The organism is Cryobacterium melibiosiphilum (assembly GCF_003602235.1).
Classification (GTDB): Bacteria; Actinomycetota; Actinomycetes; order Actinomycetales; family Microbacteriaceae; genus Cryobacterium; species Cryobacterium melibiosiphilum.
The window spans coordinates 123603-137692 of sequence record NZ_QZVS01000092.1 but is presented as its reverse complement, the minus strand read 5'-3'; the positions used below and the strand labels follow the sequence as shown (position 1 = coordinate 137692).

Sequence of the window (14090 nt, the reverse complement as noted above, 5' to 3'; positions counted from 1 at the left end):
CTCAGTTCCCGCCGCCACCACCGCCCCCGCCGGCAGGCCGGGGTTCGACCCGATCTGCCCTCCAGTCCACCGCTGTGCCCGGCCCCAGACCGAGATCGAAGGTCGCCGCTTTCTTCGCCAGCACACGCGGGTCCTCTGACGCGTCCGCCAGCCCCGCGGTGTCGGTGTAGGCCGGAATCTGGTGTGCAGGCATGCCCTCGCCCTTCGGAATCTCCTTGTCGAGATAGGCCTGGTGCCCGACGACCAGCCGGTCAGGCGACGGTTGCTGAGACCGTCCCCCCGTGGCCACGACCGCGTCGTCCGTGTTCTCAAAGGCCAGTGTCGACACCGAGACCGGGACCTGGCCGCTCGGCGCCCCGAAGGTCGTGACCCCGTCGATGCCGAATTTTTCCGACGCGGCGATCTGGGCCACGAGGAGTCCGCCCTGCGAGTGCCCGAACGCCTGAACGCTGTCACCGGGCCGAATGCCGGCGTCTCTCATGGCCTTCTCGACGGCTTCCCGAGACCCGGGTGCCAGCTGCCCGACGCCCTGCAGATTCGACGACATATCGAAGGGCTCGTCGCCCGGAATCAGGCTCCAATCGACGGTGCCACCGACGTAGACGAAGAAGGCCGGCCCGTCGGGGCCTGGATACTCCTCGATGCGGATCTGCGGGATTCCGGGAACGGACGGGGGAATACGGCCGATGGCGTCCTCATAGTCCTGTGGCGGCTGTACCGGTTTCGGTGCGCCGACCGGTGTGACGACGATCGGGGTGCGGCGGCCGACCCCGGCGGGCGCGAGCAGAAGCGAGAGCCCGGCCGCCGAGGTCGACGCCCCGAAGAGCGCGAGCTGGTCGTCACCCATCAGCCGCGTCAGCCAGTGCGGCACGCCGAGCCGACCTGCGACCGTGTCATCGGCGGAGGCGACCGCCACCGCGACCAGCTCGACGAAGGCCGGGTCGGTGTAGATCTCGGGATGGTCCGCGATCCATTGGACCGCCTCGTCCGGCAGATCGCTCACCGGCCTGCCGGTGATCATGGAGGCGATCAGGCCGCTGATCGCGCTCGCGGCGATCACGGGACCGGCGAGCAGCGGCAGCCACAGGTACGACGTCACGCCGATCAGCCAACCGACATCGGCGCCGAGCGAGCGGAACAGGCGCTGCACATCGCGCTCCGCGGCGCCATAGTTTTCCGCCACGACATCGAGGGCTGCGGCGAGGTCGGCGGCCCGGTCCCGCAGCTCGCGGATCGCCGCGGAAGCCGCGGTCAGCTCAGCCCCACCGTTCAGATAGGACCACCCGGTCGAGGAGACGGGCTGCAGCCGGCTGATGGTTCCGAGCTGGACCAGCCAATCGTCGGCGTCGGTGACGGCCCGGCGCAGCACCGCGCTCTCGGCGAAAAGTTCCCCCGTGGCGACCTTCGTCGATCCGCCCCCGCTGACCATCAGCGGGCCACCACCGACGCCGTCCGGGCCGCCCACGGTGACGGGCGCACCGTCGCCGGAATCCGTCGACCGGCCGGTCACCCGCGGGCCACCTCTGCGATGGTGCCGCCCAGCACCGACCGGGCCTCCTCGATCAGCCACAGGACCTGTCCGAATTCGCTGCGCAGGTCGAGACGACTCAGCATGTACTGCTTCTGTGCGGCCGACTGCCAGGCGGCTCCCGCCCCAGGCTCGATGTCGAGCCGACGCTGCGTGTGCCCGACGTCCTCGAGGAGGGCGCCGAGCAGCCGTCGCTGCTCGCGCAGGGCGTGAAGCTGGTCCGCGGTCCCCATTCCCCCACTCACGCCGATCAGGTAATCCTTCACCGTGCCTCCTCACGTGGCCGCCACCGAAGTCGATGGCTCGAGTGTGCGCGCATCCGCTGCCCGGCGTTGGCTGATCCGGTTATATGTGGAAACTCCGGTCAGCCTTCGACTCTGTGGAGGGAGGGGACGTGCTTCCCGACCACTACCGGTGCTGCGCGATCGGGCATTCGTGCTTCGTTATGGGCTTGGCGTGCTTCACAATGGGAGTATGAGTTTCGCCTCGCTCAGCCCAGACGAAGCGACGCCCTTCCGAATCATTTTCGTGTGCACCGGCAACATCTGCCGTTCTCCGATGGCTGAGGTGGTGTTGCGTGACATCGTCACGCGCTCCGGCCTCGGCCGCCTGATCACCACCAGTTCGGCCGGCACCGGCGATTGGCACGTCGGCGAGCAGGCCGACACCCGCACGATCACGGCCCTCGCCCGGCTCGGCTACGACGGCAGCCACCACCGGGCCCGCCAGTTCGACCCGGCCTGGTTCACCGACTTCGACCTCGTCGTGGTGCTCGATCGCACGCAAGAACGCATTCTGCGCAACTGGGCCGTGTCGGAGCGGGACCGCATGAAGGTGCACCTGCTGCTCAGTTTCGACGCCGATCAGGCCGCGATGGGGGACGTGCCTGACCCCTACTATTCCGACGATGCACTGTTTGACGCGGTATTGGGCATGATTGAGAGGGCAAACACCGCGCTTTTCAAGCAGCTTGCCCCCGCCATTCGACAAGGAGTCCGATGAGTTCATTACCCCCGCAGGTGCTAAGTCCCCTCGACGGCCGCTATCGCGCCGCCGTAACCGAGCTGGGTGAGCACCTGTCGGAGGCCGGCCTCAACCGTGCCCGCGTGCGCGTCGAGGTCGAGTGGCTCATCGTGCTGACCGACCGCAACCTGTTCGGCAGCGTCGCCCTCGACGCCGCCCAGAAGGCCGCCCTGCGCGCCCTCGTGACCGACTTCGGCCAGGCCGAGATCGACGAACTCGCCGAGCTCGAAGCCACGACCCGCCACGACGTGAAGGCCGTGGAGTACCTCGTGCGCCGTCGCCTGACCGCCCTGGGACTCGACCACATCGCCGAGCTCACCCACTTCGCCGCCACGAGCGAAGACATCAACAACCTCTCCTACGCCCTCACCGTGCAGCAGGCCGTCGCCGAGGTCTGGCTGCCCAAGTACCGCGGCGTCATCGCGGCCCTGCGCACCCGCGCCGAGGAATTTCGAGCGGATGCGATGCTCGCCCGCACCCACGGACAGCCCGCCACGCCGACGACCATGGGCAAAGAGATCGCCGTCTTCATCTACCGGCTCGAGCGCATCCAGAAGCAGATCGAGAACAACGAGTACCTGGGCAAGTTCAGCGGCGCCACGGGCACCTTCGCGGCGCACGTCTCCGCCGAACCGAGCGTGGACTGGCCCGCCGTGTCGAAGGAGTTCGTGGAAGGCCTCGGCCTCGGCTGGAACCCGCTGACCACCCAGATCGAGTCCCACGACTGGCAGGCGGAGCTTTACTCCCGGGTGTCCCACGCCAACCGTGTGCTGCACAACCTCGCCACGGACATCTGGACCTACATCTCGGTCGGCTACTTCCGCCAGATCCCGCAGGTCGGCGCCACCGGCTCCTCGACGATGCCGCACAAGATCAACCCGATCCGGTTCGAGAACGCCGAAGCGAACCTCGAGCTGTCCTGCGCCATCCTGGACTCGCTCGCCGCGACTCTCGTCACGAGCCGACTGCAGCGCGACCTGACCGACTCCACCACCCAGCGCAACATCGGCGTCGGCTTCGGCCACTCGCTGCTCGCCCTCGACAACATCGAGCGCGGCCTCGGCGAGATCGACATCGACCGGGTGCTGCTCGCGAGCGACCTCGACTCGAACTGGGAGATCCTCGGCGAGGCGATCCAGACGGTGATCCGCGCGGAGGTGTCCGCCGGCCGGTCGAGCATCGCCGACCCCTACGCGCTGCTCAAGGAGCTCACCCGGGGCAAGCGCATCACCCAGGCCGACCTGGTCGCCTTCGTGGCCGAGCTCGAGATCGGCGACGCCGCCAAGGCCCGCCTGCTCGCGCTCACCCCGGCGACGTACGTCGGCCTCGCGTCCCCGCTGGTCGACTACCTGCGCTAACCCGCGCTACCCACCCCGCGAGAGCGGGTGACTCGTCGGTGAGACCCGCTCAAATCGACGAGTCACCCGCTCTCGCGGCATCAGGGACGGGGTAGGGCAGGTGCCGGGCTAGTGGTTGTTCTGCTCGTCGAGGTCGTCGATCTCAGCGGCGTTCGGCTTCATGCCGAGCACGAGCATCGCGATGACCACGAGCGCGATGATGAACGTGATGCCGAGCGCAATCAGGCTCAGCACGACCTCTCGGGTCGTGAGCAGGATCGTGAGGCCGACGAAGAGTCCCATCACGCCGGAGATTCCGACGAGCTCGGCAGGCTTCAAACGGTCGGATCGGCTGGGCTGGTGCGGGGGGTTCTGGGTCACTGGGAGTCCGATTCGTTGGCGACGGGGGCGACGGGACGCGGGGCATCCGTCGCCGCCCATTTGAGGGAAAGCCCCCCGATGACAAGAAAAATGCCGAACACGGCAAGGTAGGCACCGAGCAGGCCGACGGCGACGACCGTGTTCGGCGGCAGCAGCAGAAAGGCCAGGGCGAGCACCGCGGTGAGGCCGCCCATGCTCATCCAGTCACGGGTGCTGACTCCGACGGGGGCGGCGCGTCGGCGGCGGAGGCCGCTGTACAACTCGAGGAAGCCGGTCACGGCACCCCACACGCTCACCAGGTAGAGGAAGAAGCCGAGGCCGCCACCGGCGAAACCCAGCGCGAGGGCACCGGCGAGCACGCCGACGAAACCCTGCACGACGAACAGCTGGCGGTCGCGCGCGTCGGCCAGGGTGCGCCAGCTGGCCACGATCAGGAGAAGGCCGCTGATCAGGGCGTAACCGCCGAATACCAGCAGCCCGAAGGCGGCCGAGTGATCCCGGTTGAAGGTGATCACGGCGGTGGCGACGAGGGCGACGACGGCGCGGCCGATCGGTACGGTCCAGTACCGCGGCAGGGCAGCGGATGCCGGCTGCGAATTCGCCACGCACGACCCCTTTCATCACGGGACAGGTCCTACTCAGTCTACGCGGCCCACCTGTACGTGACTGCGGGGTCGCAGCGGTACCGCTCGCCCCGTCCGGCCGCGGTCCCGAACCGGCGGCGCGCCTAAAACAGCGTGTCACCGATGTACCCGTCGGCCGTACACCCGGGGGGAATCGCAAAGACGGCGGACCCGATCGGCGTGGTCCACTGGTTGAGCAGGTCGAGCTCGTCGAGGCGGCGTTGGATGGGAACGAACTGGGCGTCGACATCCGCCTGAAAGGTCACGAACAGCAGCCCCGAGTCGGAGACGCTCCCGGACGCGGGGGCGTCGTCATAGTTGTAGCCGCGGCGGAGGATGCGTTCGGCCGTGTTCTCGGACCGCGCCCGGCGCATGTGCGAGAACTCCGGAATCACCGGAAACCCGATCGTCGTCGTGGCCGCGAAGTCGGGCTCGTCGCTCTCATGAGTGCCGGTGAGGGGCGCACCGGCGGCCAGGGTGCGGCCGACGGATGCCTCCCGCCCGGCTCGGTCGAGCCCGTCCCACTTGTCGAGGTTCATGCGGATGCGGCGCAGCACGAACCCGGTGCCGCCGTGCAGCCAGGCCGGGTTTTCGGCGGCGCCCCAGACCAGCGAGTCGAAATCGGCGGTGCCCGCGACCAGGTTGACGGTGCCGTCGACCTGACCGAACAGGTTGCGCATCGTCGTGCCGGGCTTCTCAACAGCTGGCGTCCGGCGAAACCCCGTCTGCCGCCAGCGCACGGTCGTGAACGACCGGCTGTCCTTGAGCAGCATGCGGGTCGCGTGGGCGACGGTGACCGGATCGTCGGCGGCGATCTGCAGCAACAGGTCGCCGTCGTTCCAGGCTGGTTCCAGCCGGTCGATGCCGAAGGCCGGCAGCGGTCGCAGCCAACTGGGCCGCTCGCCGCCGGCCCGTGCGACGAGGCCCGGGCCGAACCCGAAGGTGACGGTGAGCCGCGCCGGGGTGACGGCGAGTTCGGGTTCCGAGTCGGCGAGGGCCGCCGTGCCCTGGGTCAGCCGCGCCGCGTCCTGGGTCAGTACCCGCATCATGCGTCGCAGCGCGCCCGCGTCGGTGCCGGCGTTGAGGTCCAGCGCCAGCAGGGTGACGGATGCCTGCGGTCGGGTGTCGACGCCGGCCTGGTGAGCGCCGTAGAACGTGACGGTCTCGGTTCCGTCGGTGGCCGGCACCGCCGCGGTGGCGGCGCCCGCCGCCTGATGCGCCGAGCGGGCCGGCCGGGTAGACAGGTCGATACCCACGGCGGATGCCGCGCCGATGCCCGCCGCCGCGCCGGCGAGCAGCAGGTGACGGCGACTCAGGCGACGACCGGGGTGTGGATCGCCAGTGGCTGCGGAGGTCATTACTGGTCGGCGTCCATGTCACCCTCGTAGGACTCGTTGGCACCGGCATAGTCCTTGGCCGGGGCCGCGAACTCGAATTCGGAGCCGTCGGAGAGGGTCAGCGTGAAGGTCGACTCGGTGCCGGCCGGCAGGGCGGCCGTGAGGCCCATCAGCATCATGTGGTTGGCGCCGGGCGCCAACTCGTACGATCCGTTGGCCGGAACGACGAAGCCACCCTCCTTCTGCTGCATGACCATCGCGCCGGCGTCGTCTTCGACCGTTTCGTGGAGTTCGATCATGGTCGCCGCTTCGCTGTCGGCCGAGACCACGGTGATGTCGGTGTCCGAGGAGTTCTCCAGGGTGCCGAAAGCGGCGGACATGCCGGTTTCGGCGGCCTTGACCCAGGCATCCTGGATGGCGAGGCTGTCAGCGGCAGGCGTGGCGACGGCCGTTTCCGCGGGGACCTCCGGGCTCGCCGCGCATCCGGACAGGGCCAGCAGGGCCGCGGCGGCCAGAACAAGAAGACGGGGGGCGGTGTGTGTGCGTGTCATGGAATCAAATTTCCGATCGTGGGGTTTCGAGTGGGTGAGGTGGTTCGCGGGCGTCGCCGGAACACGGTGAGCAGGTAGATTCCGAGGCCGACGGATGCCCCGATCAGGCTGGTCAGCCACAGCGGAAAATCGTTGACGATCGTCTGGGCGGCTGCCTGGTCGGTTACCGGGTCGGTGCCAGGTCCGGTTGTGACGCCACCGATCGCGGCCGCCGGTGACGTTGGTTCCGTGCCCGCGGCATCCGTCGGTGTCGTGGCAATGCCGACCGTGAAGTCGACGGTTCCCGAGATCGGGTGTCCGTCGGCCGAGACCACCCGCCAGCGCACCTGGTAGGCGCCGTCCGGAACGCCGTCTGTGAGCGCCTGCACGGCACTATCGCCGTCGAGGTGCGGCTGGCCGTCAGCCCAGTCCTCGCCGTGTGTATCGACCACGAGCATGATCGCTCCGATTTCGAGGATGTCGCTCGTGAACGTCATTGACACCTCGGTCGGTGCCGTGTCGAGGTGCTCGCCCTCGGCAGGCACGGTTGACGTCACCTGATCGTGCGCGCTGGCCGGGGCGGCCAGCGCCATCGGCAGAAGCAGCGCCACCGCCGTGACGGCACCGAACACGAGGGTGCGTGCCACAGTGCCAGGCAGATGACGAAGGGTGGGCAGGGGCGCGCTCATGGCGACCTTCCGAAACATGGATCGGCGGTGATGCGGGGGCGCTGCTGGCGCGCGCAGAGCGCTGCCGAACGGGCAGGGCTGCGCTATCCGTCAGCGAATGGCGACCGCCGGCGCCGCGAACGTCGCGGGCAGGCGGGCAGGCGTGCAGGCGGGCAGAACGGCTTAGAAGGCCGTCTGGCTTAGAAGGCCGTCTGCACCTGGGGCGGGCCGCGATGGCGCATCGGCGACAGCAGCACGGCCAGCAGCGTCGGCACAATGGCGCTCACCAGTGCGGTACGCACGGCGGCGAGGGGAATGAGTACGGGCAGGTTTCCGCTGAAGGCGATGAGTACGGTGCGCAGCTGTGTCTGGGCGAACTGCAGCAGTGCACAGGCGGCGCGTTCGCCGCGCCGCAGGGCGACGACCGTGAGGAGGGCTGCGAGGCCGTGAGCGAGCCACATGGCGCCGCCGGAATGCAGGGCAGCGACGGAGGCCGAGTCAGCGGCGACGGTCACCAGACCGTGATGGCCGGCAATGCTCAGCGCGGACGGGCTTGCGGCACCGAGCCCGAACAGCGCGTGCAGCAGCAGCTGGCTCACGCCTACGGCCAGCGACAGGCGAAAAAGCGACAAGGTCCGACCGGCCAGCAGCACGCTGACCGGAACCGCGAAGGCGAGTGCCACGACGATGCCGAGCAGGGCCGGGGCCGTGCCGCCGGCAGCAAGGTGTGAGAGGGCGGCGAGCAGAACGGCGACGGATGCCGTCAGCGAGCCGCGACCGACCCTCGTCCACCTGCTCATCTGCGGCACCCCACTGTTCGCGGTCCCAACCGGGAGCCACGTCCTGCCACCCTACCGCTCCGCCGACGCGGGCCGGCGGCATCCGCTACCCCCAGCCGGGGGTAGCGGCCGGGCGAGAAGGGTCAGCGGGGCGAGGAGGGTCAGCCTCCGGCGACCATGTCCGCGAAGCGCGAGTAATGGCCGTGGAACGCCACGGTCACCGTGCGGGTCGGGCCGTTACGGTGCTTGGCCACGATCAGGTCGGCCTCGCCGGCGCGTGGGTTGTCTTTCTCGTAGGCACTCTCGCGGTGCAGCAAAATGACCATGTCGGCGTCCTGCTCGAGCGAACCGGACTCGCGCAGGTCGCTGATGGCCGGCATCTTGTCGGCGCGCTGCTCGGGCCCACGGTTCAGCTGAGACAGCGCAATGACCGGAACCTGCAGCTCCTTGGCGAGCAACTTGAGCGCCCGTGAGAACTCACTGACCTCCTGCTGGCGCGACTCGACCTTCTTGCCCGAGGTCATCAGCTGCAGGTAGTCGATGACGACGAGCTTGAGGCCGACGCGCTGCTTGAGGCGGCGGCACTTGGCGCGGATCTCGACGAGGGTCATGTTGGGGCTGTCGTCGATGTAGAGCGGCGCATCGTTGATGCGCCCGCGGGTGGCGGCGATGGTGGTCCAGTCGCGGGCGTCGACGCTGCCCTTGCGCATGCTCTGCAGGGGAACGGATGCTTCCGCCGCCAGCAGGCGCATCGCGATCTCGCTGCGTCCCATTTCGAGGGAGAAGAAGATGCTGGGCAGGTCGTGCTTGATCGAAGCCGACCGGGCAAAGTCGAGGGCCAGGGTGGATTTTCCGAGCGCAGGGCGGGCCGCGACGATGATGAGCTGGCCACCGTGGAAACCGTTGGTGAGTTCGTCGAGGTCGGCAAAGCCGGTGGGCACGCCGCTCATCTGGCCGTCTTTGAGCTTGGCGGCCTCGATCTCGTCGATCGCCGCCGTGACGGCGTCGGTCAGCGGAACGTAGTCTTCGGTCTGGGTGCCGCCGGTGACCGCGTAGATCTCGGCCTGTGCCGTGTTGACGAGGTCGAGTACTTCGCCCTCGGCGGCATAGCCCATCTGCGCAATGCGCGTGCCGGCCTCGACCAGGCGGCGCAGCAGGGCGCGTTCGGCGACGATCGTCGAGTAGAACCCGGCGTTCGCGGCCGTGGGCACGAGGCTGGTGAGCGTGTGCAGGTAGTCGGCGCCCCCCGCCCGGGAGAGCTCACCGACCTTCGTCAGCTCGTCGGTGACGGTGATGACGTCGGTCGGCTCACCCTGGGCGTACAGGGACAGGATCGCGTCGAAGATGATCTCGTGCTTGGGAATGTAGAAGTCCCCGCCGCGCACGGTCTCGACGACGTCGGCGACGGCGTCCTTGCTGAGCATCATGCCGCCGAGGGCGCTCTGCTCGGCGAGCAGGTCGTGCGGCAGGGTGCGTTCGGAGCTGCGCGGGGCTTCCGTCGTGCGCGATTCGAGGCCGCGCTCAGACGTGCCGCGCTGATCAGCCAGACCCAGATGAGTGATTGACACTCCGCGCCTCTTCCCTAAGTTGTGATGCCGTTGTCGTGAGGCCGTGGCCCCTGCGTGTAGTTCCGGTGTACCAGCACCCTCTGACACTCCCCGAGCGCCATCGTCGAAAGGAATGTGACGCTCGCCTACCCTAGATACCTCACGCGGCGTCCACCTAATGTGCCTGTGGATAACTCTGTGGAGAATCTGGGCGAAACGCCGCTGAGCGTGTGCACAACCTGTGGATGGGCCTGTGGATAAAGAAAGATTTATTCAATTTAAATTGCTTCTGATCAGGCTATTAAATAATCCACAGCCCTGTGGAAAAACTTGTTTGTGGATTGCCGCGACGAGAGCCAGAGGCGAGGCGCCCTGTGCACAAACCGGCCCGTTCGGTATGCAATCCAGCCTGCCGAATGAGCCGTTAACGAGGTGTAGCGGAGGACTCCTTCCGGAGTCCTCCGCTACAACGCTGTACTTGGTGGTGCTGGTGAAACGGGTGTTGCGACTACTTAGCGGCGACAACCTCGAGGGTGATCGTTGCGCTGAGCTCGTCACGAAGACGAACGGTAGCCTGGTGCTCGCCAGTCAGCTTGATCGCGCTGAGCTCGATCTTGCGCTTGTCGATGGCACCGAGGCCGGCCGCGGCAACCGCGTCGGCCACATCGGCGGTCTTGACGGAGCCGAAGAGGCGTCCGCCAGCGCCGGCCTTGACGACCAGCTTGACCTTGGTGTTTTCGAGGGCAACCTTCAAGGCCTGGGCCTCTTCGAGGGTTGCGTGCTCACGGGCCAGACGAGCGGCTTTGATCTGCTCGATCTGCTTCTCGCCACCGCGGGTCCACGCCACAGCGAAGCCCTTGGGGACGAGATAGTTGCGGCCGTAGCCGTTCTTGACGTCTACGACGTCGCCGGGTGCACCGAGGCCGGAGACCTCATGCGTCAGAATCAATTTCGACATGTTGGGGTTCCTTACCGGCCTGAGCCTGCGTAGGGCAGCAAGGCCATTTCGCGGGCGTTCTTGACGGCACGGGCGATGAGGCGCTGTTCCTGAACGGAAACGCCTGTGATGCGACGCGCGCGGATCTTTCCACGCTCGGAGATGAACTTACGAAGGGTGGGGACATCCTTGTAATCGATGACACCAACCCGGATCGACTTCGCGGGGGCTGCGTTCTTGCCACCCTTAGCACCGCGGAGCGGCTTGCGGCGGTCGCCGCTCGACTTTCCAGCCATGATTTCCTTTGCTTTCTTAAAATGTGTCGTGAGCCAGGCCCGAGGGCCGCAGCTTAGAAGGGAGTCTCGTCGCCGAAGTTGCCCGGATTGTTCCACGCGTCACCACCGGACGCCGCAGGTGCGGCCGTCTTGGCGGGGGCGGTGGGAGCCCAGGGTTCATCGTTCTGCTGCTGCGGGGCAGGAGTGTTCGCTCGCTGCTGGCCGCCACCACCGTTGGACGGTGCCCGTGTGACCGCGGCGGTGGAGTAGCGCAGCGAAGGACCGATTTCGTCGATCTCGAGCTCCATGCTCGTGCGCTTCTCACCTTCCTTGGTCTCGTAGGAACGCTGCTTGAGACGCCCGGTCGCAATGACGCGAGCACCCTTGGTCAATGAGCCGGCCACGTGTTCGGCGAATTCACGCCAAACGCTCGCACGCAGGAAGAGTGCGTCACCATCTTTCCACTCGCTCGTTGCGCGATCGAAATTGCGCGGAGTGGAGGCGATGGTGAAGTTGGCAACGGCCAGCCCGTTCTGCGTGTAACGCAGTTCCGGATCGCTGGTGAGGTTGCCCACTACGGTGATTACGGTCTCGCCGGCCATGGGCTACTTGTCGCTTGCCTTGTCGGTGGACGCGTCCGCGGCGGGAGCCTCGGCGGCCTTGGCGGCAGCCGGCTTCGCAGCGGCAGGCTTCGCAGCAGCGGCAGCAGCGGCGACCTTGGCTGCCGGAGCGGCAGACTTGGCCGTAGCGGGAGCCGGAGCCTTGACGACTGCGGGGGCGACGACCTTCGGAGCCTCGACCGGAGCCGGGGTTGCCTCAGCGGTTGCAGCAGCAGTCTTCGCGGCAGCAGCGGCAGCGATCTTCGCGGCAGCAGCAGCGGTAGCGGCCTCAGCCTTGGCAGCAATGACCTTCGGGTTGGCTGCCTTGCGGGCGGCCTTCTCGGCAGCAAGCTTGCCGGCCACGACAACCTGGGCGATGCCCTCTTCAGCGCGGAGCACCTTGGTGCGCATGACGGCTTCGGACAGCTTCAGCTGACGGTCGAGCTCGACCGTCGCGTCAGCATTCGCGGTGAAGTCGACAACGGCGTAAATGCCTTCGGTCTTCTTGTTGATCTCGTAAGCGAGACGACGACGACCCCAGACATCAACCTTGTCAATGGTTCCGCCATCGTTGCGAACAACGTTGAGAAACTTGTCAAGGCTGGGAGCTACGGTGCGCTCATCGATCTCGGGATCGAGGATAACCATAAGTTCGTACTGATGCATGACTAACCCACCTCCTTCGGACTAAAACGGCTGCAGACTTTCTGCAACAGGAGGGTTGTGCATGTGTCGAACGCGGAGGCCGAGAGTTCGGCGCGCAGACAACCTGCCCAGACTACCGCACGAAAGGGCCAAACACTATTCCGTGCGTTCGGCGCCCTCCGCGCCGACTACTGCGCTCATAGTGGGCCTGATGCATCCGCTTCAGGGCAGAAGAACCCCGATTTGTGCAAAATCCACCGCGGCCGCGCCCTGTGGAGGAGCCCCCGGAATCTCGCGAGTGAGCATTTTCTGCACTTCCCGAGCGCGGGAAGTGCACAAACTGCTCATTCGTGGGAGGTGAGCGGGAGTCAGCTGCGCTCGGCCCACCAGGACTGCAGACGGCGGGTGGCCTCGGGCACACCGAGTGGGCCGTCATCCAAGCGCTGCTCGAGCAAGAACCGGTAGGCCTCGCCGACCTCGCGACCGGGACCGACCTCAAGAATGGCCATGATCTGTTCCCCGTCGAGGTCGGGGCGCACCGAATCCATCTCCTCCTTCTCGGCGAGGGCGGCGATGCGGTGTTCGAGGTCGTCGTAGGCGAAACCGAGCCGGTCGGCCTTGCGCCGATTGCGGGTCGTCACATCGGCCCGGGTGAGGATATGCAGCCGTTCCAGCTGGTCGCCGGCGTCGCGCACGTAGCGGCGTACGGCCGAATCGGTCCAGGCGCCCTCGGTGTACCCGAAGAAGCGCAGGTGCAGCTCGATCAGCTTCGCGACCGCATTGATGGTGTCGTTGTCATAGCGCAGGGCACGCAAACGCTTTTTAGCGAGCTTCGCCCCGACCACGTCGTGGTGGTAGAAGCTCACGACGCCGCCCGGCTCGAGCTTGCGCGTCGCCGGCTTGCCGATGTCGTGCATGAGCGCGGCGAGTCGAATGATCAGGTCGGGTTCATGGGTGGGCCCGCCGAGGGTGCCGCGGCTCTTTTCGTAGCCGATCGCCTGCTCGAGCACGGTCAGAGTGTGCTGATAGACGTCCTTGTGGTGGTGGTGCTCGTCGATCTCCAGGCGCAACGCGGGAATTTCGGGCAGCACGATGTCGGCCAGCCCGGATTCCATCAGCACTTCGATGCCGGCCCGCGGGTTGTCCGCGCGCAGCAGCTTGGCAACCTCTTCGCCGATGCGTTCGGCCGAGATGATCGCGATGCTCTCCCGCATGGATTCCATCGCGTAGGCGGTCTCCGCATCGAGGGTGAAGCCGAGTTGCGCGGTGAAGCGGGCCCCGCGCAGCATCCGCAGCGGGTCATCGCCGAACGAAACCTCGGGGGTCGAGGGGGTGCGCAGCACCTTGCCCAGAAGGTCGTCGATGCCGCCGGACGGGTCGACAAGGGTGACCGTCGGCAGCCGCAGCGCGAGGGCGTTCACCGTGAAATCCCGCCGCAGCAGGTCTTCTTCGAGGCTGGTGCCGAAAACCACGTCGGGTTTGCGGGTGGCACCGTCGTAGCTGTCGGCCCGATAGGTGGTGATTTCCACCGTTTCGCCGCCGACCAGAGCGCCGATGGTGCCGAAGGCCCGGCCGATGTCCCAGTGGGCGTCGGCGAGCGGCTTCACGAGCTGCAGGATGCGGTCGGGCGTGGCATCCGTGGTGAAGTCGAGGTCGTGCACCGGCCGGTTCAGGAAGGAGTCACGCACCGGGCCGCCGACCAGCGCCAGTTCGTGGCCGCCCGCCGCGAACGCGGTCGCGAGGCGGGAAACGGTGGGGGACGCGGCCAGGTCACCCAGTCGCGCGAGGGCAGACGCGACGCTTTGCATCCCTCTATATTAGTTGCCGAAGCAGCCCCCGCCGTCCCCGGCGCCGCCCCCGGATCGACGGGGCACCGTGCCG

General features: G+C 67.4%; 15 protein-coding genes and 1 pseudogene. 2 read left to right on the top strand and 14 right to left on the bottom strand.

Features of this window, described 5'->3' with window-relative positions:
• Position 1 precedes the first annotated feature (1 nt).
• Both D6T64_RS16705 and D6T64_RS16700 read right to left on the bottom strand, forming a co-directional pair.
• Positions 2 to 1510, bottom strand: a complete 1509-nt coding sequence (locus D6T64_RS16705) for a hypothetical protein (protein WP_119975812.1) — start codon at positions 1508 to 1510, stop codon at positions 2 to 4.
• On the bottom strand, positions 1507 to 1794 hold the full coding sequence (locus D6T64_RS16700; protein ID WP_147364604.1) for a hypothetical protein: 288 nt from the start codon (positions 1792 to 1794) through the stop codon (positions 1507 to 1509). The genes D6T64_RS16705 and D6T64_RS16700 overlap by 4 nt, the downstream gene beginning before the upstream one ends.
• 208 nt (positions 1795 to 2002) lie before the next feature.
• On the opposite strand from D6T64_RS16700, the gene D6T64_RS16695 reads away from it, so the two are divergent.
• Positions 2003 to 2530 carry a low molecular weight protein-tyrosine-phosphatase gene (locus D6T64_RS16695; protein ID WP_119975810.1) on the top strand — a complete coding sequence of 176 codons (528 nt, stop codon included), beginning with the start codon at positions 2003 to 2005 and terminating at the stop codon, positions 2528 to 2530.
• Complete coding sequence (gene purB, locus D6T64_RS16690; protein WP_119975809.1) at positions 2527 to 3909, top strand: adenylosuccinate lyase; 1383 nt, start codon at positions 2527 to 2529, stop codon at positions 3907 to 3909. The genes D6T64_RS16695 and purB overlap by 4 nt, the downstream gene beginning before the upstream one ends.
• A 108-nt stretch (positions 3910 to 4017) precedes the next feature.
• Here purB and D6T64_RS16685 read toward each other — a convergent pair whose 3' ends face one another.
• The 12 genes and pseudogenes from D6T64_RS16685 to D6T64_RS16630 all read right to left on the bottom strand — a co-directional run bounded on the left by D6T64_RS16685 (position 4018) and on the right by D6T64_RS16630 (position 14017).
• Positions 4018 to 4269 carry a hypothetical protein gene (locus D6T64_RS16685; RefSeq protein ID WP_233551287.1) on the bottom strand — a complete coding sequence of 84 codons (252 nt, stop codon included), beginning with the start codon at positions 4267 to 4269 and terminating at the stop codon, positions 4018 to 4020.
• Complete coding sequence (locus D6T64_RS16680; RefSeq protein ID WP_119975808.1) at positions 4266 to 4874, bottom strand: DUF308 domain-containing protein; 609 nt, start codon at positions 4872 to 4874, stop codon at positions 4266 to 4268. Before D6T64_RS16680 ends, D6T64_RS16685 begins: the two co-directional genes overlap by 4 nt.
• 122 nt (positions 4875 to 4996) lie before the next feature.
• Positions 4997 to 6250, bottom strand: coding sequence for a Dyp-type peroxidase (locus tag D6T64_RS16675; protein ID WP_119975807.1), 1254 nt, complete (start codon positions 6248 to 6250; stop codon positions 4997 to 4999).
• Positions 6250 to 6780, bottom strand: a complete 531-nt coding sequence (locus tag D6T64_RS16670; RefSeq protein ID WP_119975806.1) for a copper chaperone PCu(A)C — start codon at positions 6778 to 6780, stop codon at positions 6250 to 6252. Before D6T64_RS16670 ends, D6T64_RS16675 begins: the two co-directional genes overlap by 1 nt.
• Complete coding sequence (locus tag D6T64_RS16665) at positions 6777 to 7406, bottom strand: copper resistance CopC family protein (RefSeq protein ID WP_158594909.1); 630 nt, start codon at positions 7404 to 7406, stop codon at positions 6777 to 6779. Before D6T64_RS16665 ends, D6T64_RS16670 begins: the two co-directional genes overlap by 4 nt.
• Before the next feature lie 221 nt (positions 7407 to 7627).
• A complete protein-coding gene (locus D6T64_RS16660) occupies positions 7628 to 8227 on the bottom strand; it encodes a hypothetical protein (RefSeq protein ID WP_147364603.1) in 600 nt (199 codons plus the stop codon).
• A gap of 140 nt (positions 8228 to 8367) precedes the next feature.
• Positions 8368 to 9774: a replicative DNA helicase gene (dnaB, locus tag D6T64_RS16655; protein WP_119975803.1), complete on the bottom strand. Its 1407-nt coding sequence runs from the start codon at positions 9772 to 9774 to the stop codon at positions 8368 to 8370.
• A gap of 487 nt (positions 9775 to 10261) precedes the next feature.
• On the bottom strand, positions 10262 to 10711 hold the full coding sequence (gene rplI, locus D6T64_RS16650) for a 50S ribosomal protein L9 (RefSeq protein ID WP_119975802.1): 450 nt from the start codon (positions 10709 to 10711) through the stop codon (positions 10262 to 10264).
• Positions 10712 to 10722: 11 nt separating this feature from the next.
• Positions 10723 to 10986: a 30S ribosomal protein S18 gene (rpsR, locus tag D6T64_RS16645; protein WP_035835236.1), complete on the bottom strand. Its 264-nt coding sequence runs from the start codon at positions 10984 to 10986 to the stop codon at positions 10723 to 10725.
• A 53-nt stretch (positions 10987 to 11039) separates the two neighbouring features.
• Entirely contained in the window at positions 11040 to 11567 is a 528-nt protein-coding gene (locus D6T64_RS16640; protein WP_119975801.1) for a single-stranded DNA-binding protein, read from the bottom strand.
• Positions 11568 to 11861: 294 nt separating this feature from the next.
• A pseudogene (gene rpsF, locus D6T64_RS23540) lies at positions 11862 to 12230 on the bottom strand (30S ribosomal protein S6); the annotation flags it as partial.
• Positions 12231 to 12577: 347 nt separating this feature from the next.
• The gene (locus D6T64_RS16630) at positions 12578 to 14017 is read right to left on the bottom strand and encodes a CCA tRNA nucleotidyltransferase (RefSeq protein WP_119975799.1); all 1440 of its coding nucleotides are present in this window, start codon (positions 14015 to 14017) and stop codon (positions 12578 to 12580) included.
• Positions 14018 to 14090 lie beyond the last annotated feature (73 nt).

Excerpts from the sequence above, each read along its gene's own strand:
- rpsR (WP_035835236.1), bottom strand. The coding sequence starts at position 10,986 with ATGGCTGGAAAGTCGAGCGGCGACCGCCGCAAGCCGCTCCGCGGTGCT.
- D6T64_RS16660 (WP_147364603.1), bottom strand. The coding sequence starts at position 8,227 with ATGAGCAGGTGGACGAGGGTCGGTCGCGGCTCGCTGACGGCATCCGTC.
- purB (WP_119975809.1), top strand. The coding sequence starts at position 2,527 with ATGAGTTCATTACCCCCGCAGGTGCTAAGTCCCCTCGACGGCCGCTAT.
- D6T64_RS16695 (WP_119975810.1), top strand. The coding sequence starts at position 2,003 with ATGAGTTTCGCCTCGCTCAGCCCAGACGAAGCGACGCCCTTCCGAATC.
- D6T64_RS16630 (WP_119975799.1), bottom strand. The coding sequence starts at position 14,017 with ATGCAAAGCGTCGCGTCTGCCCTCGCGCGACTGGGTGACCTGGCCGCG.
- rplI (WP_119975802.1), bottom strand. The coding sequence starts at position 10,711 with ATGTCGAAATTGATTCTGACGCATGAGGTCTCCGGCCTCGGTGCACCC.
- D6T64_RS16640 (WP_119975801.1), bottom strand. The coding sequence starts at position 11,567 with ATGGCCGGCGAGACCGTAATCACCGTAGTGGGCAACCTCACCAGCGAT.
- D6T64_RS16675 (WP_119975807.1), bottom strand. The coding sequence starts at position 6,250 with ATGACCTCCGCAGCCACTGGCGATCCACACCCCGGTCGTCGCCTGAGT.
- D6T64_RS16670 (WP_119975806.1), bottom strand. The coding sequence starts at position 6,780 with ATGACACGCACACACACCGCCCCCCGTCTTCTTGTTCTGGCCGCCGCG.